Genomic DNA, 24,794 nt, shown 5'->3' with positions numbered 1-24,794 from the left:
TCAAAAAGTGAAAAAATATATGAGCGTTTATTTTATCAGTGATATTCATGGTTGTTATAAAGAATTTAAATTACTTTTAAAAAAATCTTGTTTTGATGATAAAAAAGATTTTTTATGGATTGCAGGTGATTTAGTATCTAGAGGACCAAGTTCTCTTAAAGTAATTAGATATTTGTATTCTTTAAAAAAAAGAGTGAAAATAATACTTGGAAATCATGATTTAAATCTAATTGCAGTATATTCTGGTGTTAGAGAAAACAAAAAAGAAAATTTTTTTGATGAGTTTTTATCTGCAAAAGATAGTCTAGAATTAATTAATTGGTTGCGATGTCAATCTTTTTTAAAAATTGATGAAAAACGAAAAATTATTATGTCACATGCTGGTATTAGCCCTAAATGGGATATTGATACAGCAAAAAAATGCGCATTAGAAATTGAAAAATGTTTATCAGGTAAAAATTATCCTTCGTTTTTAAAATTTGTTTTTAATAATAAAATTAATTATTGGAACTTAAATTTAAATACATTAGACCGATTAAGATATAGTATTAATGTTTTCACACGTATGCGATATTGTTATCCTGATGGTAGATTAAACCTTTTTTGTAAAGAATCTCCTAATTTAGTTCAGTATCCCCTAATACCATGGTTTAAAATGCCATATAATTTTCCAAAAGAATATTCAGTTTTTTTTGGACACTGGTCTTCTTTAAAAGGAATAAAAATACCTCAACCATTTTTCCCATTAGACAATGGTTGTTGTTGGGGAGGAAAATTAATTATGTTTCGATGGGAAGATAAAAAATATTTTTCTCAATCTTTTCAAAAAAATACTAATTGAAATGAAATAAAAAATTTTTTGAACTATTTAATTCATGTATTTTTTATCTTGATAAAATTTCAAAACAAAAATTATAAGGATTATTTTTATCTTTAAAATATTGTTTTTTAAATATTGTTTTCCAAGATTTATACAATTTGTACTGAGGAAAATAAGTATCACCGATTCCATTAAAATCCACATGCGTTAAATATAATTTATTTGCATAGAACAACATTTGTTTATAGATTTTCGCTCCCCCGATAACCATAATTTCTTTGTCATATTTACTAACAAGTAATGCTTTAGAGATTGAATTTACCCATATAATGCCTTTTTTTACGATTTTTTTACGACTAACAACAATGTTTCTTCGCATTGGTAGGGGATTATTTAAAATAGATTCCCATGTAAGTCTTCCCATAATAACATTTTTATGTATTGTATTTTTTTTAAACCATTTAAGATCTTCTGGAAGATACCAAGGTATTTTATTATTATTTCCAATAACTAAATTATTTGAAATTGCTGCAATTAAACTAATTTTCATATTTATTTACAATTTTTTAAAATTTAAAATTATAAATATGTTTTACAACATATTTATAAAGAATTATAAACTTAATTTTTTTAATAAATTAAATTTATTTTTTTGTGAATTTCTTGTAAAGATATAATATTTTCTGTTGGCTCTTCGTTTAATGCCATAACAGTTGCAAAGGCGCCGTTAACAGTAGTGTCATAATGGACTTTATATTGTAAAGCACTACGACATATTAATTTAGAATCTTTCATACCTTGATGACAAGATGTTGTATTTACAATGTACGAATATTCTCCATTTTTTAAACGATCTTGTATATGGGGTCTACCTTCATGTACTTTATTTACTAATCGAGATATAATACCAGATTTTTTTAATGCCATAGAAGTACCTTTGGTGGCATCTATTTTAAAACCAAATTTTTGAAGTTTAACTGCTAAATTCACAATGCTATTTTTATCATCATCTCTTACTGAAAGAAGAACTCGACCAGATTTTTTCATATTTGTGTGAGCACCCAGCATGGCTTTAGAAAACGCTTCTGAGAAATTTTTTCCTATTCCCATAACTTCACCTGTAGAACGCATTTCAGGACCCAATATAGGGTCTACCCCTTGAAACTTATCAAAAGGAAGAACTGCTTCTTTTACTGAAAAGTATGATGGTATGATTTCTTTACAAAATCCTTGTTCTGATAGCGTTTTACCATACATTACACGAACAGAGATTTTTGCAAGTGCTAGACCTGTTGCTTTTGATACAAATGGAACTGTTCGAGCTGCTCTAGGATTGACTTCGATAATATATATTTCATTGTTTTTTATAGCAAATTGTACGTTCATTAACCCCTTGACTGATAATGCAAAAGCTAATTTTTTAACTTGTTCTCTAATCTCATTTTGAATTTTGTGTGTTAATGTATATGCTGGTAAAGAACATGCAGAGTCTCCAGAATGCACTCCAGCTTGTTCAATGTGTTCCATTATTCCTCCAATTAATACCATTTTCCCATCACATATTGCATCTACATCTACTTCTATAGCATAGTTTAAATATTGATCCAATAAAATTGGAGTAATATCTTTATTTTTTAAAATTTTTTTAAAATAGTTATCTAGATCACATGGTTCATAAACGATTTCCATTGCCCTACCACCTAATACATAAGATGGACGAACCATAATAGGATAACCAATTTCTATAGCTTTTTGATGTGCTTCTTCTAGAGTTAGGACAGTTGCATTTAAAGGTTGTTTTAATTTCAATTTAGTTACAATCTTTTGAAAACGATTACGATCTTCTGCTTTATCGATTGCATCAGGACTAGTTCCAATAATTGGTATGCCTTCTTTTTCAAATTGACGTGCTAATTTTAATGGTGTTTGTCCTCCATATTGAATAATCACTCCTTTGGGATTTTCAATTCTTACTATTTCTAAAACATTTTCTAATGTAATCGGTTCAAAATAAAGTCGATCGGAAATATCATAATCTGTAGAAACAGTTTCTGGATTGCAATTTATCATAATTGCCTCGAAACCATCTTCTCTTAAAGCTTGAGCTGCATGTACACAGCAATAGTCAAATTCTATTCCTTGTCCTATTCTATTAGGACCTCCACCTATAACAATAATTTTCTCGGTGTTTTTTGTTGCATAGGATTCACATTCATCTTCCCATGTTGAATACATATATGCCGTTTCAGTAGAAAATTCAGCTGAACAAGTATCAATTCGTTTATAAACAGGATGTAAATTTAGTTCATATCGAAGTTGACGAATTTCTTCTTCTTTTTTATTAGTTAAAATTGCTACCCGTAAGTCTGAAAAACCTTTTCTTTTAATAAAATAAAAGAAATTGTAATCTAGTCCAATAAATCCATTTTTTATAATTTTTTCCTCTAAGAAAATAATTTCTTGAATTTGAACAAGAAACCAAGGGTCAATAGATGTTAACTCAAATACGTCATTTACCGACATTCCGGAACGAAATGCATCACCTATATACCAAATTCTTTCAGCTCCGGCATCTTTTAATTCGTGTCTTATTTTTATTAGATGTTGTTTGTTATCTGAAAACGATATTTTAGAATCGAAACCACTTGCTCCAATTTCTAATCCACAAATAGCTTTTTGTATAGATTCTTGAAAAGTTCGTCCTATTGCCATCACTTCTCCGACAGATTTCATTTGAGTAGTAAGTCTGTCGTTACATCCTAAAAATTTTTCAAAATTAAATCTAGGAATTTTAGTCACTATATAATCTATTGATGGTTCAAAAGATGCTGTAGTGTTAATTCCTGTTATATCATTAGCAAGTTCATCTAATGTATATCCTACAGCTAATTTGGCTGCTATTTTTGCGATTGGGAAACCTGTTGCTTTAGAAGCCAGAGCAGAAGAACGAGAAACTCGAGGATTCATTTCAATTACAATCATACGACCGTTTTTTGGATTAATTGCAAATTGTACATTGGAACCTCCTGTTTCTACACCTATTTCTCTTAAAATAGACATAGAAGCGTTTCTCATAATTTGATATTCTTTATCGCTTAAAGTTTGAGCTGGTGCTATGGTAATTGAATCGCCAGTATGAATACCCATAGGATCTAAATTTTCAATTGAACATACAATAATGCAATTATTATTTTTATCTCTTACAACTTCCATTTCATATTCTTTCCAACCAATAAGCGATTCATCAATTAAGAGTTCAGTAGTCGGAGATAATTTTAATCCTCTTTCGCAAATATCTTCAAATTCTTCTTGATTATAAGCAATTCCTCCACCATGTCCACCCATAGTAAATGAAGGGCGAATAATACATGGAAAACCTACATTTTTTAAAACAGATAATGCTTCTTGAATATTATGTGCAATTCCGCATTTTGCAGTTTTGAGATTCAGTTTTTTCATTGAATCTTCAAATAATTTTCTATCTTCTGCTTTATTAATAGCATTAATAGTAGCGCCTATTATTTTTACATTAAATTTTTTTAGTATTCCTCTTCGATCTAATTCTAAAGCACAATTTAATGCAGTTTGACCGCCCATAGTAGGCAATAGGGCATCGGGTTTTTCTTTTTTTATAATTTTTTCAACTATTTTCCAGTGAATAGGTTCAATATATGTAGCGTCTGCCATACAAGGATCAGTCATAATAGTTGCAGGATTTGAATTTACCAGGATAATTTTATAACCTTCTTCTTTTAGTGCTTTGCATGCTTGTGCACCTGAATAATCAAACTCACATGCTTGTCCGATAACTATTGGACCTGCACCAAGAATTAAAATCGATTTTATATCAGTAGATTTAGGCATCTTTTTTCTCTAATTAATTACTGAGTTTTGCTTGATTGAGTAATTTAATAAAATGATCAAATAAAGATGAAGCATCATGTGGTCCAGGACTAGCTTCTGGATGTCCTTGAAAACTAAAAGCTAATTTATCAGTTAAACATAGCCCTTGTAATGTTCCGTCAAAGAGTGAGCTGTGTGTTATAGCAATATTATTTGGCATATTTTTTACATCTACAGTGAAACTATGATTTTGTGACGTAATTATCACTCGATTTGTTTTAATTTCTTTGACAGGATGATTTCCACCGTGATGACCAAATTTCATTTTGATAATATTAGCTCCACTAGCCAATGCAAGAAGCTGATGTCCTAAACAAATTCCAAAAATAGGGATGTTCATTTTTAAGAAATATTGAATAGCATGAATAGCATAATCACATGGTCTAGGATCACCTGGACCATTAGATAGAAATATTCCATCAGGACGCAAATTTAAGACTGTTTTAGGATCGGTTTTAGCGGGCACTACAGTTAGATAACATCCTCTATCTACAAGCATACGTAATATATTTCTTTTAACCCCAAAATCATATACGACAATGTGAAATAAAAATTTTTTTTTCTTTTCAAAATGAGTTTTTTTTTCATTAATTAAAATGCTACCTTTTTCCCAATTATAGATAAATTTAGTACTAACTTTTTTAGCTAAATCCAATCCTTGTAAACTTAAAAAATTTTTTGCTTTTCTATATGCTATATTATAGTTTTCTTTTTTATCTTCTATAATACATCCATTTTGCGAACCTTTCGTACGTAAAATTCGTGTTAATTTTCTTGTATCAATATCTGATATTGCAACAATGTTATTTTCTTTTAAATAAGAAGAGAAGTCTTTTTCGCTACGATAGTTACTTGATATTGGTGACATATCACGAATAATCAGTCCTCTTATATGAATTTTAGAGGATTCTTCGTCGTTATAATTAGTTCCGATGTTTCCAATATGGGGATGAGTTAATGTTACAATTTGATGTGAATAAGAAGGATCGGTGATTATTTCTTGATACCCAGTGATTGATGTATTAAAAACAACTTCGCCTACAGTTGTCCCCTTAGCTCCAATAGAACGTCCATGAAATCTAGTTCCATCTTCCAAAACCAGCACTGCTAATTGGCCCAAAGCGTCCTCCATTAAAAAAATTTTGAATATTAATTAAATTTTGAATGTAAGCAGGATTGTTAAAAAATAATGAAAAATTGTATTTTATTTTAACTAAAATTAATATTTTTGTCTATTATCGTAATAAATATTTATATTTTTAAAATTTTATCAATATAATTTAAAATTTGTCTTTTAGTATATCGTTCATGTTAAATAATCCTTGATTTTTTTCGTGAATCCATATTGCTGATTCAATGGCGCCTTTGGCAAAACAATCTCGATTAAAAGCACTGTGAGTTATTTTAATTTCTTCATCAGAGCTTGAAAACACAACGCTGTGTTTTCCGATAACATTTCCTGATCTTATGCTAGAAAAACCAATTTTTTTTGTTTCTCTAATTTTTTGTGTAATACCTTTTTTATAATATAAAGAATGTTTATTTAATTCCCAGTTCATAACTTGTGAGATAGTTTCTCCAATAGTTAATGCTGTTCCTGAAGGAATATCTATTTTATTTCTATGATGAAATTCTATGATATCAATATCTGAAGTATTTCCTAAAATTTTAGTAGTTTTTTGAACTAATTGACAAAGTAAATTTATTCCAATACTAAAATTTGATGAGATCATCAAAGCAATTTTGTCAGAATATGTATGTATTTTCTTAATTTCTTCATGTGAAAAACCAGTTGTACCGATAATGATGTTTTTTTTAAATTTACGACATTGTTCTAAAAAATACAAAGTACTGCTTGGTGTCGTAAAATCAATTAAAACATCAAAGTTATTTTTTTCTATATTTAAAGTATTATTAATAGGTATGCCTATTTTACCTATTCCTATTTTTTCTCCTATATCTTCACCAACTAATGGATGATTTTCTTTGACTAATGCAGTGGTTAAAACAGTATTTTTATTCTTTTGTATCTCTTTAATCAATACCTGGCCCATGCGACCCATAGCGCCAGTAATTGCAATACGAGTTATTTTTTTTTTCATAATTTTATTTTTCTAATTTTTTATATATATTAAATTTTTAGGTATCTTAAAAGTTGTTTTTTCTTTATCTCCCAAAATTTCTTTTGGTGGATTTTTAAAACCTAATTTTTTTAAATATTTAATTACTTCTGTTACTAATATATCAGGTGCGGAAGCACCAGCTGTAATACCAATATTTTTTTTGTTTTTAATCCATTCTTCCCTAATATCAGAAAATGATTCAATTTGTTTTGTAAATACACCTGTTTCTTTTCCTAATTCTGCAAGACGGCTAGAATTAGAAGAATTTTTAGAACCGATTACAAGTATTATATCAGTTATTTTTGATAATTTAAGAATTGCATTTTGTCGATTTGTTGTTGCGTAACATATATCCTCTTTTTTAGGACCAGATATATTTAAAAATTTCTTTTTTAAAGATAAAATGATAGATTGAGTATTTTTAATAGATAAAGTTGTTTGTGTAAAAAAATTTAATTTTTTATCTATTTTAATCGATAACCTATTTACATCTTCTATTGATTCAACAAGATGTATTTTCCCTTTTTTATTATCATATTGACCAATTGTTCCAATAACTTCAGGATGATCTTTATGGCCAATTAAAATTGTTTCTATACCGTTTTTACTTGATTTTGAAACTTCTAAATGTACTTTTGTAACTAATGGACAAGTTGCGTTTAATATTGTTAAATTTTTTTTTATAGCTTTTTTTTTTATTTTTTTTGATACTCCGTGTGCTGAAAAAACTACTATTGAACTATTTGGAATATCTGCAATGTCTTCAACAAAGATAACTCCTTTTTGACGTAGTTGTTCTATAACATATTGATTATGTACTAGTTCATGGTGAACATAAATAGTTTTTTTATAAATTTTTAAAGCATTTTCAACCATTAAGATAGCTCTTTTAACGCCTGCGCAAAAACCTCTTGGATTGGCTAATATAATATTCACTATTTTCTCAAAATATATTTAATTATAAAAAAATTTAATTTTTTTGATTAAAAATCAATTGGAGATTAATTATGAATTATAATAATTATTTTTCATGATTATAATCATACCAATAAATATACTGAAATCAGCTATGTTGAATGTTGCAAAATGCCAATTTTTAATATGTAAATCAATAAAATCTACTACAAATCCATAGTTAACACGATCTATTAAGTTTCCTATTGCTCCTGCAAGAATTAAAGAATAAGAAAGAATTTTGTTTTTATCTTTTTTTTTAAATTTTATAATCATTTTTATTATTACTAATATGACAATTATACTAAATATTAGTAAAAAATATTTTTGCCATCCGTTTTGATCTGACAGTAGACTAAATGCTGCTCCAAAATTGTGTACATGAAATAAATTTAACATTAAAAAAATTTTTTGTTTTTCATATATATTTAAATTATTTAAAATCCATTTTTTACTATAAAAATCTATTATTACGATAAGAAATATTATAGTTATATAAATCCAATAGTATTTTTTAAAATAGTTTTTTTTCTTCATATAAAAATACGCTTTTCACCATTTCCTTTCGTATTTAGAAGACAACGTGTACAAATTTCATCATTAGTTTTTTTAATCACAATGTTATAGTGCCAACATCTTGGACATTTTTTTTCTTTTATTTTTTTTAAAAGCACTTTAAAATCAGAAATTTTTTCACTTTTTTTTGAATTTTTTGGTGCTTTGTTATATGATTTTATTTGTACTTTAGATGTTAGAAATATAAATTTTAGTTCTTCTCCTAAAACATTTAATTTTTGTTTTATTTCTGGGGTTACGTATAATATTAAAGAAGCTTCTAGTGAACTTTTTATTTTTTTATTTTTTATTTCTTCTTCCAGAAATTTATTTATTTCATTTTTTATTTCTATTAGATTATTCCAAAAATCATAGTTAAATAAATCATTTTCATCTAAATCAAATAATTTATTAAACCATTCTTCTGTGAATACATATTTATTATGTTTTCCAGGTAAGTAATTCCAAATTTCATCAGCAGTAAATGATAATATTGGTGCTATCCAACGAACAAGAGCATTAATTATGTAGTATATAGCTGTTTGACAACTTCTTCGTTCTTGACTATTTTTTTTTAGAGTATATTGTCTATCTTTTATAATATCAAGGTAGAAAGAACCCATTTCAATAGAGCAAAAATACATTAAACGTTTTATTACTGCATGAAAGTTGTATTTTTCATAAAATTCAATAATTTCTTCTTGTACTTTTTTTGCTTGACTTATAGCCCAACGATCTAAAAGAACCATATTTTCTTTTAAAACAGTATTTTTTTTAGGATCAAAATCATTTATGTTTGCCAACATAAAACGTGCTGTATTTCTTATTCTTCGATAAATATCCGAAGAGCGTTTTAGAATTTCATTAGAAATAGAAATATCATTAGAATAATTAGAAGAAGCCACCCATAGTCTTAAAATATCTCCCCCTAATGTTTTTACTATTTCATTAGGACTAATTGTATTTCCTATAGATTTAGACATTTTTTGACCATTTTTATCAACCACGAAACCATGAGTTAAAACTTCAGAATATGGTGATTGATTTTTTGTTAACATAGAAATAATTAATGACGACATAAACCATCCTCTATGTTGATCAGAGCCTTCTAAAAACATATCTGCGTAATTTTTACTGTATTTTTTATTTTTATATTTTATTAAAGTATGAGTATTTCCTGATTCAAACCATACGTCTAATATATCAAATATTTGATTATACATGTTATATGTTTTACCTAATATTTCTTTTAAATCAATTTTCCACCATGCCTCTATTCCTTCTAATTCTACTTTTTTTATTATTTTTTTCATTAATAAAGTATTTTCAGGATGAATATTTCCTGTTTTTTTGTGTATAAAAAGACACATTGGTACACCCCATTTTCTTTGTCTTGAAATACACCAATCAGGTCTTATTTTTATCATTTGTTCTATTCTAGATTTTCCCCATTCAGGTATCCATGATACTTTTTTGATTTCTTCAATAGTTTTATAACGTAGTTTGTTCTTATCTATTTTTATAAACCATTGTTCAGTTGCTCTAAATATAACAGGAGTTTTATGTCTCCAACAATGTGGATAACTATGTTTTAAAACTTCATGATGCAATAAACATTTTTCTTTGATTAATAAACTTATAATTATGTTATTAGCTTTAAAAATATTTATCCCATCTAATTTGGGGTGTACGTTGTTTATATAATTACCTTGAAAATCTACTAAATTCATTGTTTTTATTTTGTATTTTTGGCTAACGATATAATCATCTGGTCCATGATCAGGTGCTGTATGAACAGCTCCTGTACCTGAATCGAGAGTAACATGTTCTCCTAATATTACAGGTAAAGAAATGTTTTTTAAAAATGGATGTAAAAATTTTGTTCCTTCTAAATTTTTACCTTGAAAAGAAATTAAAATATTCCAATTATTTATTTCTAAAATTTTCATTACGTTTTCAACTAATTTTTTGGCTAAAATTAAATTGTATTTTTTAGTTTCTATCAGTTGATATTTAAAAGTTGGATTTACTGTAATAGCTTGACTTGATGGAAGAGTCCATGGTGTAGTTGTCCAAATGGGTAGATATATATCTTTTTCATTTGATATGTTAAGATTTAGTGCTTTTTTAAAAATTTTATTATTTTTAATTTTCATGGCAACAAAAATTGAATCTGATTCTTTATAAAAATGTTCGATTTCTGCATCAGATAAAGATGAATGACATTTTAAGCACCAATGTATAGGCTTAGATTCTCTATATAAGTATTTTTCTTCAATAATTTTAGACAGTGTTTTAATTATATTAGCTTCATTTTTAAAATCCATTGTAAGATATGGTTTTTCCCAATCTCCAATTACACCTAATCTAATAAAATCTTTTTTTTGCTTTTTTATTTGTTTTTCTGCATATTGTCTGCATTTTTTTTGAAATATTGAAGTAATTACATTTTTGCTTTTTAAACCCATCTGTTCTTCAACTTTTTGTTCAATAGGTAATCCGTGGCAATCCCAAGATGGTATATAGGGAGCATCAAAACCTGACATATTTTTTGATTTTACAATTATATCTTTTAAAATTTTGTTTACTGCATGTCCAATATGAATATTTCCATTAGCATATGGAGGTCCATCATGAAGAAAAAAAATTTTTTTGCCTTCTTTTTTTTGTCTTATTAATTTATAAAGATTGTTTTCATACCAATTTTTTAATATTTCTGGTTCTTTTTGCGATAGATTCGCACGCATAGAAAACTGCGTTTTAGGTAAATTTAAAGTATTTTTATAATCATTCATAATTTTTTCTTTAATTTGTATATTAATTTTAATTAACGTTAAAATATTTTTTAACAATTTTAACATCTTTAGAAATTTGTTTTTTTAATTTTTCCATAGAAGAAAAAAAACATTCATCTCTTATTTTTTTGTATAAAAAAACCTCTATTTTTTTTTGATATAAATTCTTATCGAAATTGAATAAATAAACTTCGAGCAGTCTATTTTTTTTCAAATGAAAACAACTTGGTTTGGTTCCAATGTTGCATATCCCTATAAAATCCTTGTTCGAGAAACATGAAATCTTTACAGCGTACACTCCATTATTTATAGGTATATTTTTATGTAATAATATATTTGCTGTTGGATATCCTAATTTTCGTCCTATTTTATTTCCATGAATTACACGACCTAAAATACTAAATGGGCGACCAAGTAATTCTCTTACTAGTTCAATTTTATTTTCTAATAAATATTTTCTTATATTAGTGCTGCTTATTTTAATTCTATTTTTATATAATAAGGCATTAATTTCTATCACTTTAAAATTGTATTGACATCCAATTTTTTTTAAGAGAGATATATTTCCATTTCTTTTTGATCCAAATCTAAAATCATCTCCAATTATTATGAATTTTATATTCAATTTGTTTATTAAAACGTTTTTTATAAATTTTTCTGCACTTAAAGAGGAAAAATATTTATTAAATTTAATACATAAAACAATATCGATTTTCCATAATTTAATATACTTAATTTTATTTTGTAATATTGTAATTCTTTTTGGAGGATTTTGATTATTTAAAAATTCTAATGGTTGTGGTTCAAATAAAATAATTATAGTTGGTATATTATTTTTTTTTCCTATTTCATATAAATTAGAAAGTAATTTTTGATGTCCTAAATGTATTCCATCAAAGTTTCCAATACTAACAGCGGAATTAGAATTTATTTTTTTTAGATTACAAATGTCTCGTATGAACTTCATTATTAAATCAACCTAATGAAATAAAATGATTTTATATTAAAAAATTTTGTTTATTTTACAAATAATTTTGATGTATTATTTTTCATAATATATAATATTACTTTCATTTATATACTAATTTTTAATTTTTTAAAAAATTATTTAAAATTCATTTTTTATATTTGGGAGTTAAAATTGGCAAATATTAAATCTGCTAAAAAAGATTCTATAACATCAGAAGAACGTCGTAAAAAAAATGCCAGTCAACGTTCAAAAATTCGTACTTTTATAAAAAAAGTTCGTTTAGCCATTGTTTCTGGAAATAAAGAAAAATCATATGATGCTTTCAAGAACATGCAACCTGTTATTGATAAATTTGCAACTAAAGGTTTAATACATAAAAACAAAGCTGCAAGATATAAATCTATTTTATCGTTAAAAATTGCAAAATTGCATAAAAATTAATTTTTATACAAATTAATTTTTTAAAAAAGTATTGCCTCTAATTTTTTAAGAAGCAATACTTTATAGTTTTTTTTATTTTGTTAAATCATCAAAAAATCTTTTTACACCATCAAAAAATCTTTTTGAACGTGGACTGTTTTTATCTCCTCGAAATCCATTAAAACTATTCCCTAGCTCATTTAAAAGATATTTTTGTTGTTCATTGAGATTGACTGGAGTTTCTACTACGACACGACATAATAAATCGCCTTTACTTCTACTTTGTACTGATTTTACGCCTTTTCCTCGAATGCGAAAAAGTTTTCCTGATTGAGTTTCAGACGGTATCTTTAACTTAACTCTACCATCTAAAGTAGGTACTTCTATTTCTCCACCTAATGCGGCCATAGTAAAATTGATTGGTACTTCGCAGTAAAGGTTATTATCTTCTCTTTCAAAAATAGGATGTTTGTTAACTGTCATCTGTACATAAAGATCGCCTGATGGTGCACCGTTTGTTCCGGCTTCGCCTTCATTACTTAATCGAATTTTATCATTAGTATCGATACCAGATGGAATCTTTACCGATAGTATTTTATTTGTTTTTATTCTTCCCTGTCCTCGACATACGTGGCATGGATTTTTAATTACTGTACCCCTTCCATTACATTTAGGACATGATTGTTGAACAGTGAAAAATCCTTTTCTAAGATGAATTTGACCTTTTCCATGACATGTTGAGCATCCGTTTGGTTTGGTGCCAGCACTTGCTCCCGTACCGTAACAAGTTTTACATTTTTGAAAAGTTGGAATACGAATTTCTTTTGTTACTCCCTTTACTGCTTCTTCTAAAGAAATTTCCATATTATAGCATAAATCAGCTCCTTTTTTCATTCTTTGATTTCTACTGCCTCCGAAAATATCACCAAAAACATCACCAAAGATATCTCCAAAATCTGTAGAGCTAGTAAAGGTATTATAAGTATTATTTTGATTGTAACCATTTTCAAAAGCAGCATGTCCATATTGATCATATGCACTTCTTTTTTCTTCATTAATTAAAATTTCATATGCTTCTTTTATTTCCTTAAACTTATTTTCAGCACTTTTGTCTCCTTGATTGCGATCAGGATGGTATTTCATTGCTAATCGTTTATAAGCTTTTTTAATTTCTCGTTCTTCAGCTGATTTTGGAATTCCTAAAATTTGATAGTAATCTTTTTTTGCCATATTACTTTCTTCCTGCTTTTAAAATAAGTGCACGGGCGTAGATTTTTTTCTACGCCCGTGCTGGTTTAAATACTGTTATAACTTTTTCTATTTTTTTAGATTAACGTTTATTATTTTTTAGGATCTTTTATTTCTTCAAATTCTGCGTCTACAACGTTTTCGTCTTTTTGTGATTCAGGTGATTTATTTTCTTTTTTTGAATTTTCTTCTGGTTTTTTTTGATGTATTTCTGTTAGTTTAGATGAAATTTTTAAGAGATTTTGAATGTTTTTTTCAATTTTAGTTTTATCTTCTCCCTTCAATGATGTTTCTAATTCATCTAAAACTGATTTGATTTTTTCTAGCTCTGTATTTTCTATTTTATTTTTATTTTCATCTAATTGTTTTTTAATACTATGTATTAATTGATCACCTTGATTTCTTATTTGAATTAATTCTTCAAATTTTCGATCTGCTTCAGAATTAGCCTCAGCATCATTAATCATTTTTTTTATTTCGTCTTCATTCAGACCAGAAGAAGCTTTAATAGTAATTTTTTGTTCTTTTCCAGTTTTTTTATCTTTTGCAGATACATGTAATATACCATCGGAATCAATATCAAATGTAACTTCAATTTGTGCTGTTCCTCTTGGTGCTGGTTCAATTCCGTCTAGATTAAATTGACCTAAAGATTTGTTATCTAGTGCTCTTTTTCTTTCACCTTGAAGAATATGTATTGTTACAGCAGATTGATTATCTTCTGCTGTTGAAAAAACTTGACTATGTTTAGTAGGAATAGTTGTGTTTTTATTTATCAGTGAAGTCATTATACCACCCATAGTCTCAATCCCTAATGACAATGGAGTTACATCAAGCAATAAAACATCTTTAACATCTCCTGAAAGTACACCTCCTTGAACTGCAGCACCAACTGCGACTGCTTCATCTGGATTAACATCTTTTCTAGGTTCCTTACCAAAGAAATCTGCTACTTTAGATTGTACCATAGGCATTCTTGTTTGACCGCCTACTAATATTACATCATTGATATCTGAAATAGATAGTCCTGCATCTTTTAACGCTACTTTAAGTGGTTCAATAGAACGTAGTACCAAATCTTCTACTAAAGATTCTAATTTTGAACGGGTAACTTTAATATTTAAATGTTTAGGTCCATTAGAGTCCGCTGTAATATACGGTAGATTTACGTCAGTTTGTTGCGCTGATGATAATTCTATTTTTGCTTTTTCTGCAGATTCTTTTAAGCGTTGCATAGCCAATGAATCATTTCTTAAATCAATACCTTGTTCTTTTTTAAACTCTTTTACTAAATAATTAATCAGCCTGCTATCGAAGTCTTCTCCACCAAGATGGGTGTCTCCATTAGTAGCAAGAACTTCAAATGTTTTTTCTTTGTCAACATCATCGATTTCAATAATAGATATATCAAAAGTACCTCCACCTAAATCGTATACTGCTATAGTTCTATTTCCTTCTCCTTTATCTAAACCATAAGCAAGTGCTGCAGCTGTAGGTTCGTTAATAATTCTTTTGACTTCCAATCCTGCAATTCTACCAGCATCTTTAGTTGCTTGTCTCTGAGCATCATTAAAATAGGCAGGAACTGTAATAACTGCTTCTTTTACTGATTCTCCTAAGTAGTCTTCTGCAGTTTTTTTCATTTTTTTTAACACTTCTGCAGAAATTTGAGGAGGTGCCATTTTTTGTTTTTTAATATCAATCCATGCGTCTCCATTTTCAGAATTAATAATAGAATATGGCATAATTTTTATATCACGCTGAACTTCATCATCTTTAAACTTTCTACCAATGAGTCTTTTTATAGCAAATAATGTATTCTTGGGATTAGTTATTGCTTGACGTTTAGCAGGTTGTCCTACTAAAACTTCTCCTTTTTGAGTATACGCAATAATTGAAGGTGTTGTACGATCACCTTCAGAATTTTCTAAAACACGCGGTTTGTTGCCATCCATAATGGCAACACAAGAGTTGGTTGTTCCCAAGTCAATACCAATAATTTTGCCCATTGAAATTCTCCTATTTTATAATCTCTTGATAAATTGGGTGTTCAACCTTTATGCGGCCATTTTTTTGGCTTTTTAATTAGCTACATAGGATTGTATTTTTCATTTTTACATATATTGTTGAATGATTATTAGATGGGGTCTTTTTTCTAGTCATCAAGGTCTAAGTATAAAAAAAATGCTTTTTTTAAATTAAAAATTTTTTATTACTTTTAATAAACACAATTTATTATTTTATATTTTTAATGTATATTTTATTTTAAAATAAATTATATTTTTTTATTAATATACAATACACTGTTGAAGTGTAATTATTGTAAAAATATTTTGATGTTTTATAGGAATATAAAATGCTACAAAATAAATTAGAAATTACTGAATATTTATCCTTTTTTTACTTTATTTTTTTTTCTTTATTTTTTTGTTTTTTTATGCTATTTGCAAGTTGGTTTTTGGGGGGGAGATCATTATCAAGATATAAAAATACTCCTTTTGAATCAGGTATTGTTCCAGTAGGTAATACACATCTGCATTTTTCTGTAAAATTTTATTTAATTGCAATGTTTTTTGTGATTTTTGATGTTGAAGCACTTTATCTATATGCATGGTCTGTTAGTATAGTTGAAACAGGATGGACAGGATTTTTTGAAGCAACTGTATTTATATTATTTCTTCTTTTGTCATTATTTTATTTAATCCGAATTAAAGCTTTAAATTGGATTTCATCATGATAATATCAAAAATATTGACATTGATTATATTTAGGATGTAATTAGATGAAAGAAAAAATGAATTATACCTTAACTAGAGCAGATGAGAAAAATAAGAGACCTTATCCAAATCAAACAACTCAATCTGTTATAGATCCGATAGAAGAATATTTAAAAAAAAATGTTTTTATGGGAAAAATCAGTGAATTACTTCATAAAGTAGTGAATTGGGGTCGAAAAAATTCTCTTTGGCCTTATAATTTTGGTTTATCTTGTTGTTATGTGGAGATGGTTACAGCGTTTACTTCTGTACATGATATTGCTCGTTTTGGTTCTGAAGTATTAAGAGCTTCTCCAAGACAGGCAGATGTTATGGTAATTGCAGGTACACCTTTTATTAAAATGGCTCCTATTATTCAAAGATTATATGATCAAATGCTGGAACCGAAATGGGTTATTTCTATGGGTGCATGCGCTAATTCTGGTGGTATGTACGATATTTATTCTGTTGTACAAGGAGTAGATAAATTTTTACCAGTAGATGTTTATATTCCCGGTTGTCCACCTAGACCAGAAGCATATATACATGCTTTGACATTACTTCAAAAAACGATCAATGAAGAAAGAAGACCTTTATCTTGGACAATTGGCGAACAAGGTATATATCGTAAAAAAATGTTATCAGAAAAAGTTAAAAACAGAAAAAGAAAAATTTCTGTTGTCAATCTTCCAACATCAGAAAAGATCTAATTTTTACTATAAGAAGTAAAAATTTTTCATACTACTAGATCAATAATTTTTTTGAATATATTATTAATGTTAAAATTTTTTAGATTAGTAAAAAAAATGAGAAATCTATGATAGATGAAAACAAAAAAAAAAATACTGTTTTAACTAATAATAACTATGAAGAAAAATCGATTATTGAAGACTTATTGCATTTTTTTGGTGAAGATTTTTGTGTTTTTCAGGTTACCTGTATAGATTTTCCAATAATATGGATAAACAAATCTTTATTGTTGAAAGTTGGTGAATTTTTATCTAATTCATCTAAACCTTACAACATGCTTTTTGATTTGCATGGGGTAGATGAACGTTTTCGATCAAATCGAGTAAATTTACCTAAAGCAGATTTTTCAGTTTTTTATCATTTAATATCTATTGAACGAAATAGTGATATTCTGATTAAGGTTCCTTTATTAAAAGACGATTTAAGTGTATCAACTTTTACTAGTTTGTTTCCTAATGCCAATTGGTATGAACGCGAAACATGGGAAATGTTTGGTATTGTTTTTGATCAACATCCTAATTTAACTCATATTATTATGCCGAATGAATGGAAAGGATTTCCTTTAAGAAAAGATTATCCAGCTAGGGCAACTGAGCACGAGTCTTTTTTTTTAGATGAACAGAAAGAAGATTTAGAAATGGAAAATTTAAGGTTTAAACCTGAGTTATGGGGTATGAAAAGAAAAAACGAAAATGTAGATTTTATGTTCTTAAATTTAGGACCTAATCATCCTTCTGCTCATGGTGCATTCAGAATTGTTTTGCAATTAGATGGTGAAAATATTGTAGATTGTGTCCCTGATATTGGTTATCACCATCGCGGTGCAGAAAAAATGGCAGAAAGACAGTCATGGCATAGTTATATTCCATATACTGATCGTATTGAATATCTTGGTGGTTGTGTTAATGAAATGCCTTATGTTTTAGCAGTAGAAAAATTAGCTAATATTTCTGTCCCAGAAAAAGTAGAAGTAATCCGAGTAATGTTATCTGAATTATTTCGAATAAATAGTCATCTTTTATATATTTCTACGTTCATTCAGGATGTAGGATGTATGACTCCTGTTTTTTTTGCTTTCACTGATCGTCAAAAAATTTATGATTTGATTGAAGCAATTACTGGTGCTCGTATGCATCCTGCTTGGTTTAGGATTGGTGGAGTAGCCCACGATCTTCCTAAGGGATGGAATATTTTATTAAAAGAATTTCTTGAATGGATGCCAAAAAGATTAAAATATTATGTACAATTAGCTTTAAAAAACCCTATTTTAATAAATCGTTCTAAAGGAATTGCTGGGTATAATCAGAAAGAAGCATTACAATGGGGTGTGACAGGGGCAGGTTTACGTTCTACAGGATTGGATTTAGATATAAGAAAATGGCGTCCTTATTCTGGATATCAAAATTATACTTTTGAAATCCCTATAGGTTCAGGTATAAGCGATTGTTATTCAAGAGTAATGATTAAAGTAGAAGAAATATATCAAAGTTTGGTTATTTTAAAACAATGTTTGAAAAATATGCCAGATGGTCCTTTTAAATCAGATCATCCTTTGACTACTCCTCCTCCTAAAGAACGTGTTCTAAAAGATATAGATACAATGATTACTCATTTTTTACAAGTTTCTTGGGGTCCTGTTATTTCAGCAAATGAAAGCTTTCAAATGATTGAAGCGACTAAAGGTATTAATAGTTATTATTTAATAAGTGATGGAGGTACGATGAGTTATCGAACAAGAATACGAACACCTAGTTTTCCACATTTACAGCAAATACCTTCAGTGATTCGTGGAAGTTTAATATCAGATTTAATTGTATATTTGGGCAGTATAGATTTCGTTATGTCAGACGTGGATAGATAATTATGCATAAAAAAAAAGAAAATTAAAAGAAATTTCTACAACATTTACTTTGACTTCTTTTGAAATTAATGAAATAGAAAAGCAAAAAAAACATTATGAAAGTTCGAGATCAGTTTCAATAGAAGCATTAAAAATTGTTCAAAAAAAACGAGGGTGGATTTCTGATTTAGCTATTATAGAAATTGCAAAAATACTTAATCTTAATCCAAGTGAAATAGAAAGTGTAGCTACTTTTTATAGTCAAATTTATCGTCAACCCGTAGGACGTCATATTATTCGATATTGTGATAGTGTAGTTTGTTATTTAACTGGTTATGAAAAAATAAAAAAATCTTTAGAAGAATATTTACTAATTAAAGTAGGTAATACTACTTTAGATGGTAGATTTACTCTATTACCAGTTTGTTGTTTAGGAAATTGTGACAAAGGTCCTACCATAATGATTAACGAAGATTTACATTCTTACCTAAATCCAGATTTAATATCAAACTTACTGGAATTATATAAATGAACAATATTATACGTACTGAGGAGACACATCCATTAACATGGAGACTGAGAAATGATCAAAAAACTGTTTGGATTAAAGAATATTGTAAGAAAAATGGTTATTTTAGTTTAAAAAAAGCATTAAAGACTATGTCTCCAGAAGATGTTATACATTTAATAAAAGAATCTGGTTTAAAAGGAAGAGGTGGAGCTGGTTTTTCTACAGGTTTAAAATGGAGTTTAATGTCTAAAAATAAAAGTTCTAAAGTACGTTATTTACTTTGTAATGCTGATGAAATGGAACCTGGAACCTATAAAGATAGGTTTTTAATGGAAAAGATACCTCATCAATTAATTGAAGGAATACTCTTGTCCGCTTTTGCTTTAAATGTTTCTCGTGGTTATATTTTTTTACGAGGAGAATATATTACAGCTGAGCATATTTTAAAAAAATCTATACAAGAAGCAATCAATTTTGGTTTTATTGGTTCTAATATTTTAAATAGTGGTTTTAATTTTGAACTATTTTTACATACTGGTGCTGGTCGTTACATTTGTGGTGAAGAAACCGCTTTAATTAATTCATTAGAAGGACGAAGAGCTAATCCAAGATCTAAACCACCGTTTCCTGCAGTATTTGGATTATGGGGAAAACCTACTTGTATCAATAACGTTGAAACATTATCTAATGTTCCGTCTATTATATTAAACGGTGTTAATTGGTATAAAAAATTATCTAAAAGTATTGATACTCCTGGTACTAAGTTAATGGGATTTTCAGGAAAAGTAAACAATCCTGGTCTTTGGGAATTGCCTTTTGGAATTACCGCACGTGAAATTTTAGAAGATTATGCATGTGGAATGAAATCAGATTTATCTTTAAAATCCTGGCAACCTGGTGGAGCAGGAACCGATTTTCTTATTGAAAAACATTTAGATTTACCGATGGATTTTACCAGTATTTCAAAAGCAGGCAGTCGTTTAGGAACAGCTATTGCTATGGCTGTAGACAATAAAACTAATATGGTATCTCTAGTTTGTAATATAGAAAAATTTTTTTCTCGTGAGTCATGTGGTTTATGTACACCATGTAGAGAAGGATTACCTTGGATTGTAAAAATATTAGAAAGTTTAGAGAAAAAAGAAGGTCAGAAAAATGATATAGAAACCTTAGAAAAGTTGTGTGTAAATTTAAGTCCAGGAAAAACGTTTTGTGCTCATGCACCAGGTGCAATAGAACCCTTACAAAGTGCTATAAAATATTTTCGTTCAGAGTTTGAAGATGGTATTAGCGTGAAAAAATTAGAATTAAATTTAAATATTCTTGGAATTCAATCAAATAATTTTACTTCAAAAATTTAATTTTTGATATAAATAATCTCCATATATAAAGATATTTATTTATAAAAATAAAAGTTTTTTTTGGAACTATTCTATTATGGCTAGAATTTATGTAGATGGAAAAGCATATTGTATGAGTGAATCAGATAACTTATTACAAGCATGTTTATCATTTGGTTTAAATATTCCTTATTTTTGTTGGCATCCTATATTAGGAAGTTTGGGAGCATGTCGACAATGTGCTGTTACACAATATAATAGTACTTCAGATAATCAAGGAAGGTTAATTATGTCCTGTATGACACCTGTAGTAGACGGAACTATTATTTCTATTAACGATGATACATCAAAACAATTTAGAAGGAGTATTATAGAACTTTTATTAATAAATCATCCTCACGATTGTCCAGTATGTGAAGAAGGTGGTAATTGTCATTTACAAGATATGACTGTAATGACTGGTCATAATTTTAGAAATTATAGATTTTCTAAAAGAACACATAAAAATCAATATTTAGGATCATTTATTAAACATGAAATGAATCGATGTATTGGATGTTATCGTTGTGTTAGATACTATAAAGATTATGCGGATGGTACTGATTTAGACGTCTATGGTTCTAATAATAATATCTATTTTGGTCGTATGGAAGATGGTGTATTAGAAAACGAGCATTCAGGTAATTTGATAGAAATATGTCCTACTGGAGTTTTTACAGATAAAACACATTCTGAAAAATATAATCGTAAATGGGATATGCAGTATGCTCCGGGAATCTGTCAAAATTGTAGTGTCGGTTGTAATATTAGTATTGGCGAGCGTTATGGTGAAATACGCCGTATAGAAAATAGATATCATGAAAATATAAACCATTATCTAATTTGTGATCTTGGACGTTTTGGATATTCTCATACTAATTTGAGAAATAGACCCAAAAAACCTGTTTTATCTACGATAAAAAATAATCTAAATATATTAAGTTTTAATCAATCAATAGAATTTGGAATAAATTTTTTTCAACGTTATAAAAATGTAATTGGAGTTGGTTCTGTTCGTTCTAGTATAGAAAATAATTTTGCTTTACAAGAATTAGTCGGCAAAGAAAATTTCTCTAGTGGAATGTTAGACAAAGAAGAGTCTTGTGTTAAATTAATTTTAAATACTTTAAAGAACAATCAATTATATATTCCTTCTTTAAAAGAAATTGAAAGTTACGATACTATTTTAATTTTAGGTGAAGATTTAACACAAACATCTCCTCGTGTTGCATTAGCAGTACGTCAGGCTATGAAGAATAAATCCAAATATTTAGCTCAATTGCATGGAATTCCACAATGGAATGCTTCTGCTTTATCTCAAATAGCAGAAAATTATAAAAACTCTCTTTATATTATTAACACTCATGAAACTAAATTAGATGATATTGCTGATTGGTGTTATTTTTCTTCCATTGATCAACAAGTAAATTTTGCATCTGCTATTGCTCATGAATTAGATAATACTTTACCTCATATTTCATGTTTAGATTCTAATTTAATTGAAAAAGCATCTATAATTGCAAAAGAAATAATGCTTTCAAAGAAGGTATTAATTATTTCCGGTTCACATTCTTTTAGTGAGTCTATTATTAAAGCTTCTATAAATATAGCTATATCAATTAATCGAAAAAATATTAATCATGTTGGATTGACTTTTTTAACTTCTTCTTCAAACACTTTAGGATTAGCACTGATTGGTGGTTTTTCTATAGAAACTGCATTAAAAAAATTAAAAAAAAAAGAAGCAGATGCCATAATATTTATGGAATACGATTTATATCGTTATATATCTAAACATGATTGTGATTCTTTTTTTAAAAAAAATAATAATATTATCGCTATAGATCATCAATATACTAAAACATATAAAAATTCTGGATTAAGTTTACCTTCTTTGAATTTTACCGAAAGTTCAGGTACGATAGTAAATTTTGAAGGTAGAGCACAACGTTTTTTTCAAGTATATGATCCTATGTTTTACAATAAAAAAAATTGTCTTTATGTAAGTTGGAAATGGTTACATTTTATTAAAAGTAAAATTGACAAAAAAGAAATATCTTGGCTAAACTTAGACGATGTTATTTCTGAATATTCAAATAAATATCCAATTTTTAAAAAAATAAAAACAGTAGGTCCTAGTTCTTCATTTCGTATCAATGGTCAAAAGATTGCTCGTTCTCCACATCGGTCAAGTGGTAGAACAGCTTTACGAGCCAATATTAATGTACATGAACCTTCTCAGCCAAAGGATATTGATACAATGTTTTCATTTTCTATGGAAGGATATAATCAGCCAAATGAATCTATATCACATATTCCATTCGTTTGGTTTCCTGGATGGAATTCACCACAGGCATTGAATAAATTTCAAAAAGAAATAGGAAGAAAATTAATATCAGGTGATTCTGGTATTCATTTATTTAAAGATAATAAGAAAGTTTTAGATGTTTATTTTAATTTTTTTCCTAAAAATTTTATTAAAGAAAAATACTGGTATGTTATTCCGTATTATCATATTTTTGGAAATGAAGAATTAACTCAATATTCATCTGTTATAAAAAAAAATATACCTTTAGAATATGTATTAATAAGCGAGATAGATGGATTGGAATTAGGTTTTAAAAAAAACTCCATAGTGGAATTTAATTGTTTAAATCAAGATTTTCGTTTAACAATACGACTATCAAAATATTTAACTCAGAAACAAATAGGTTTACCTATAGGAAGAAAAGGATTTCCTATCTCTCTTATTGGTGAAAAAATTAAATGTTTACGGGAATTTATTAGATGAACTGTTTAGGAATAAATGCTTATGAAATATTATTTAAAATTTTACAAATAACATTAATTTTAATTTTTATTATATTTTTTTCAGCAACTTTAAGTATTGTTGAACGTAGATTTTTAGCATTTTTTCAAAATAGACATGGTCCTAATCGAGTTGGTTGGTTTGGAAGCCTGCAATTATGTGCAGATATGATTAAAATTTTATTTAAAGAAGATTGGGTACCACTATTTAGTGAAAAATCAATTTTTATCTTATCTCCAATTATAGCTTTTATTTCTTTGTTATTAGTTATTCCCATAATTCCACTTACACCTAATTTTTTGATAATTAATTTAAATATTGGAATTTTATTTTTTTTAATGATGGCGGCTTTATCAGTTTATGCAGTATTGTTTGCTGGTTGGTCAAGCAATAATAAATATGCTTTATTAGGTGCTGTTCGTGCTTCTGCTCAAACTTTAAGTTATGAAGTTTTTTTAGGTTTATCATTAATGGGTGTAGTAGCTCGATCAGGATCTTTTAATATAATAGATATTATTAATAGTCAAAAAGAAATTTGGAATTTTATACCTCAATTCTTTGGTTTCTTGTGTTTTTTTATAGCTGGTGTAGCTGTTTGTCATAGACATCCTTTTGATCAGCCTGAATCCGAACAAGAGTTAGCTGATGGTTATCATATCGAATATTCTGGTATGAAATTTGGTTTGTTTTTTATTGGTGAATATATTTCTATTATTACAATCTCAGCATTAATATCGACAGTATTCTTTGGAGGATATTTTGGTTTTTGGGGACCGAGTTTTATTTGGTTATTTTTAAAAACAGTTTTTTTTATTTTAGTTTTTATTTTAATTCGAGCTTCTTTACCAAGACCTAGATATGATCAAATAATGTCTTTTGGATGGAAAATTTGCTTACCATTAACGTTATTAAATTTAATTATCACAGCTTTTTTTGTATTAATATAAATTGTATTAAGAGA

At 27.6% G+C, this 24,794-nt stretch carries 19 protein-coding genes; 9 read left to right on the top strand and 10 right to left on the bottom strand.

Annotation, left to right across the window (positions count from 1 at the left end; translation table 11 throughout):
* Positions 1–19 precede the first annotated feature (19 nt).
* On the top strand, positions 20–841 hold the full coding sequence (locus QZ401_RS02750) for a symmetrical bis(5'-nucleosyl)-tetraphosphatase (protein ID WP_295164734.1): 822 nt from the start codon (positions 20–22) through the stop codon (positions 839–841).
* Positions 842–884: 43 nt separating this feature from the next.
* On the opposite strand, the gene folA is transcribed toward QZ401_RS02750, so the two are convergent.
* The 8 genes from folA to ribF form a co-directional block, all read right to left on the bottom strand.
* Positions 885–1,370 carry a type 3 dihydrofolate reductase gene (folA, locus tag QZ401_RS02745; protein WP_295164733.1) on the bottom strand — a complete coding sequence of 162 codons (486 nt, stop codon included), beginning with the start codon at positions 1,368–1,370 and terminating at the stop codon, positions 885–887.
* 80 nt (positions 1,371–1,450) lie between these two features.
* Complete coding sequence (gene carB / locus QZ401_RS02740) at positions 1,451–4,684, bottom strand: carbamoyl-phosphate synthase large subunit (protein ID WP_295164731.1); 3,234 nt, start codon at positions 4,682–4,684, stop codon at positions 1,451–1,453.
* 13 nt (positions 4,685–4,697) lie between these two features.
* Positions 4,698–5,843, bottom strand: coding sequence for a glutamine-hydrolyzing carbamoyl-phosphate synthase small subunit (gene carA, locus QZ401_RS02735; RefSeq protein ID WP_295164728.1), 1,146 nt, complete (start codon positions 5,841–5,843; stop codon positions 4,698–4,700).
* A 160-nt stretch (positions 5,844–6,003) separates the two neighbouring features.
* Positions 6,004–6,825 (bottom strand): 4-hydroxy-tetrahydrodipicolinate reductase, encoded by an 822-nt coding sequence (gene dapB / locus QZ401_RS02730; RefSeq protein WP_295164727.1) that lies wholly within the window; start codon positions 6,823–6,825, stop codon positions 6,004–6,006.
* Positions 6,826–6,837: 12 nt separating this feature from the next.
* Positions 6,838–7,782 (bottom strand): 4-hydroxy-3-methylbut-2-enyl diphosphate reductase, encoded by a 945-nt coding sequence (ispH, locus tag QZ401_RS02725; RefSeq protein ID WP_295164725.1) that lies wholly within the window; start codon positions 7,780–7,782, stop codon positions 6,838–6,840.
* 69 nt (positions 7,783–7,851) lie between these two features.
* Positions 7,852–8,337 (bottom strand): signal peptidase II, encoded by a 486-nt coding sequence (gene lspA, locus QZ401_RS02720; protein WP_295164724.1) that lies wholly within the window; start codon positions 8,335–8,337, stop codon positions 7,852–7,854.
* Entirely contained in the window at positions 8,334–11,150 is a 2,817-nt protein-coding gene (ileS, locus tag QZ401_RS02715; RefSeq protein WP_295164722.1) for an isoleucine--tRNA ligase, read from the bottom strand. Before ileS ends, lspA begins: the two co-directional genes overlap by 4 nt.
* Positions 11,151–11,178: 28 nt before the next feature.
* Complete coding sequence (gene ribF, locus QZ401_RS02710) at positions 11,179–12,117, bottom strand: bifunctional riboflavin kinase/FAD synthetase (RefSeq protein WP_295164720.1); 939 nt, start codon at positions 12,115–12,117, stop codon at positions 11,179–11,181.
* 174 nt (positions 12,118–12,291) lie between these two features.
* Here ribF and rpsT point away from each other — a divergent pair, with 174 nt between their 5' ends.
* Positions 12,292–12,561: a 30S ribosomal protein S20 gene (gene rpsT, locus QZ401_RS02705; RefSeq protein WP_295164717.1), complete on the top strand. Its 270-nt coding sequence runs from the start codon at positions 12,292–12,294 to the stop codon at positions 12,559–12,561.
* A 72-nt stretch (positions 12,562–12,633) separates the two neighbouring features.
* On the opposite strand, the gene dnaJ is transcribed toward rpsT, so the two are convergent.
* Positions 12,634–13,770: a molecular chaperone DnaJ gene (gene dnaJ / locus QZ401_RS02700; RefSeq protein WP_295164714.1), complete on the bottom strand. Its 1,137-nt coding sequence runs from the start codon at positions 13,768–13,770 to the stop codon at positions 12,634–12,636.
* Positions 13,771–13,880: 110 nt separating this feature from the next.
* Positions 13,881–15,797: a molecular chaperone DnaK gene (gene dnaK, locus QZ401_RS02695; RefSeq protein WP_295164712.1), complete on the bottom strand. Its 1,917-nt coding sequence runs from the start codon at positions 15,795–15,797 to the stop codon at positions 13,881–13,883.
* Between the two features lie 347 nt (positions 15,798–16,144).
* On the opposite strand from dnaK, the gene ndhC reads away from it, so the two are divergent.
* The 7 genes from ndhC to nuoH all read left to right on the top strand — a co-directional run bounded on the left by ndhC (position 16,145) and on the right by nuoH (position 24,780).
* Positions 16,145–16,525 carry an NADH-quinone oxidoreductase subunit A gene (gene ndhC / locus QZ401_RS02690; protein WP_295164711.1) on the top strand — a complete coding sequence of 127 codons (381 nt, stop codon included), beginning with the start codon at positions 16,145–16,147 and terminating at the stop codon, positions 16,523–16,525.
* Between the two features lie 57 nt (positions 16,526–16,582).
* Positions 16,583–17,254: an NADH-quinone oxidoreductase subunit B family protein gene (locus QZ401_RS02685; RefSeq protein ID WP_295164880.1), complete on the top strand. Its 672-nt coding sequence runs from the start codon at positions 16,583–16,585 to the stop codon at positions 17,252–17,254.
* Positions 17,255–17,361: 107 nt separating this feature from the next.
* Entirely contained in the window at positions 17,362–19,155 is a 1,794-nt protein-coding gene (gene nuoC, locus QZ401_RS02680) for an NADH-quinone oxidoreductase subunit C/D (protein ID WP_295164710.1), read from the top strand.
* A gap of 31 nt (positions 19,156–19,186) precedes the next feature.
* Positions 19,187–19,666, top strand: a complete 480-nt coding sequence (gene nuoE, locus QZ401_RS02675; protein WP_295164879.1) for an NADH-quinone oxidoreductase subunit NuoE — start codon at positions 19,187–19,189, stop codon at positions 19,664–19,666.
* Positions 19,663–21,006, top strand: a complete 1,344-nt coding sequence (gene nuoF / locus QZ401_RS02670; protein WP_295164708.1) for an NADH-quinone oxidoreductase subunit NuoF — start codon at positions 19,663–19,665, stop codon at positions 21,004–21,006. Before nuoE ends, nuoF begins: the two co-directional genes overlap by 4 nt.
* Positions 21,007–21,082: 76 nt before the next feature.
* Positions 21,083–23,815 carry an NADH-quinone oxidoreductase subunit NuoG gene (nuoG, locus tag QZ401_RS02665; protein ID WP_295164706.1) on the top strand — a complete coding sequence of 911 codons (2,733 nt, stop codon included), beginning with the start codon at positions 21,083–21,085 and terminating at the stop codon, positions 23,813–23,815.
* A complete protein-coding gene (nuoH, locus tag QZ401_RS02660) occupies positions 23,812–24,780 on the top strand; it encodes an NADH-quinone oxidoreductase subunit NuoH (protein ID WP_295164704.1) in 969 nt (322 codons plus the stop codon). The genes nuoG and nuoH overlap by 4 nt, the downstream gene beginning before the upstream one ends.
* Positions 24,781–24,794 lie beyond the last annotated feature (14 nt).

Source organism: uncultured Buchnera sp. (genome assembly GCF_913776765.1).
Lineage (GTDB): Bacteria > Pseudomonadota > Gammaproteobacteria > Enterobacterales > Enterobacteriaceae > Buchnera > Buchnera aphidicola_AO.
This window is presented reverse-complemented; position numbering and strand designations above follow the sequence as displayed.

What these genes read in the sequence shown, in the direction of transcription:
- QZ401_RS02750 (WP_295164734.1), top strand. Translation starts at nt 20, where the DNA reads ATGAGCGTTTATTTTATCAGTGATATTCATGGTTGTTATAAAGAATTT.
- folA (WP_295164733.1), bottom strand. Translation starts at nt 1,370, where the DNA reads ATGAAAATTAGTTTAATTGCAGCAATTTCAAATAATTTAGTTATTGGA.
- carB (WP_295164731.1), bottom strand. Translation starts at nt 4,684, where the DNA reads ATGCCTAAATCTACTGATATAAAATCGATTTTAATTCTTGGTGCAGGT.
- dapB (WP_295164727.1), bottom strand. Translation starts at nt 6,825, where the DNA reads ATGAAAAAAAAAATAACTCGTATTGCAATTACTGGCGCTATGGGTCGC.
- lspA (WP_295164724.1), bottom strand. Translation starts at nt 8,337, where the DNA reads ATGAAGAAAAAAAACTATTTTAAAAAATACTATTGGATTTATATAACT.
- ileS (WP_295164722.1), bottom strand. Translation starts at nt 11,150, where the DNA reads ATGAATGATTATAAAAATACTTTAAATTTACCTAAAACGCAGTTTTCT.
- ribF (WP_295164720.1), bottom strand. Translation starts at nt 12,117, where the DNA reads ATGAAGTTCATACGAGACATTTGTAATCTAAAAAAAATAAATTCTAAT.
- dnaJ (WP_295164714.1), bottom strand. Translation starts at nt 13,770, where the DNA reads ATGGCAAAAAAAGATTACTATCAAATTTTAGGAATTCCAAAATCAGCT.
- dnaK (WP_295164712.1), bottom strand. Translation starts at nt 15,797, where the DNA reads ATGGGCAAAATTATTGGTATTGACTTGGGAACAACCAACTCTTGTGTT.
- ndhC (WP_295164711.1), top strand. Translation starts at nt 16,145, where the DNA reads ATGCTACAAAATAAATTAGAAATTACTGAATATTTATCCTTTTTTTAC.
- QZ401_RS02685 (WP_295164880.1), top strand. Translation starts at nt 16,583, where the DNA reads ATGAATTATACCTTAACTAGAGCAGATGAGAAAAATAAGAGACCTTAT.
- nuoC (WP_295164710.1), top strand. Translation starts at nt 17,362, where the DNA reads ATGATAGATGAAAACAAAAAAAAAAATACTGTTTTAACTAATAATAAC.
- nuoF (WP_295164708.1), top strand. Translation starts at nt 19,663, where the DNA reads ATGAACAATATTATACGTACTGAGGAGACACATCCATTAACATGGAGA.
- nuoG (WP_295164706.1), top strand. Translation starts at nt 21,083, where the DNA reads ATGGCTAGAATTTATGTAGATGGAAAAGCATATTGTATGAGTGAATCA.
- nuoH (WP_295164704.1), top strand. Translation starts at nt 23,812, where the DNA reads ATGAACTGTTTAGGAATAAATGCTTATGAAATATTATTTAAAATTTTA.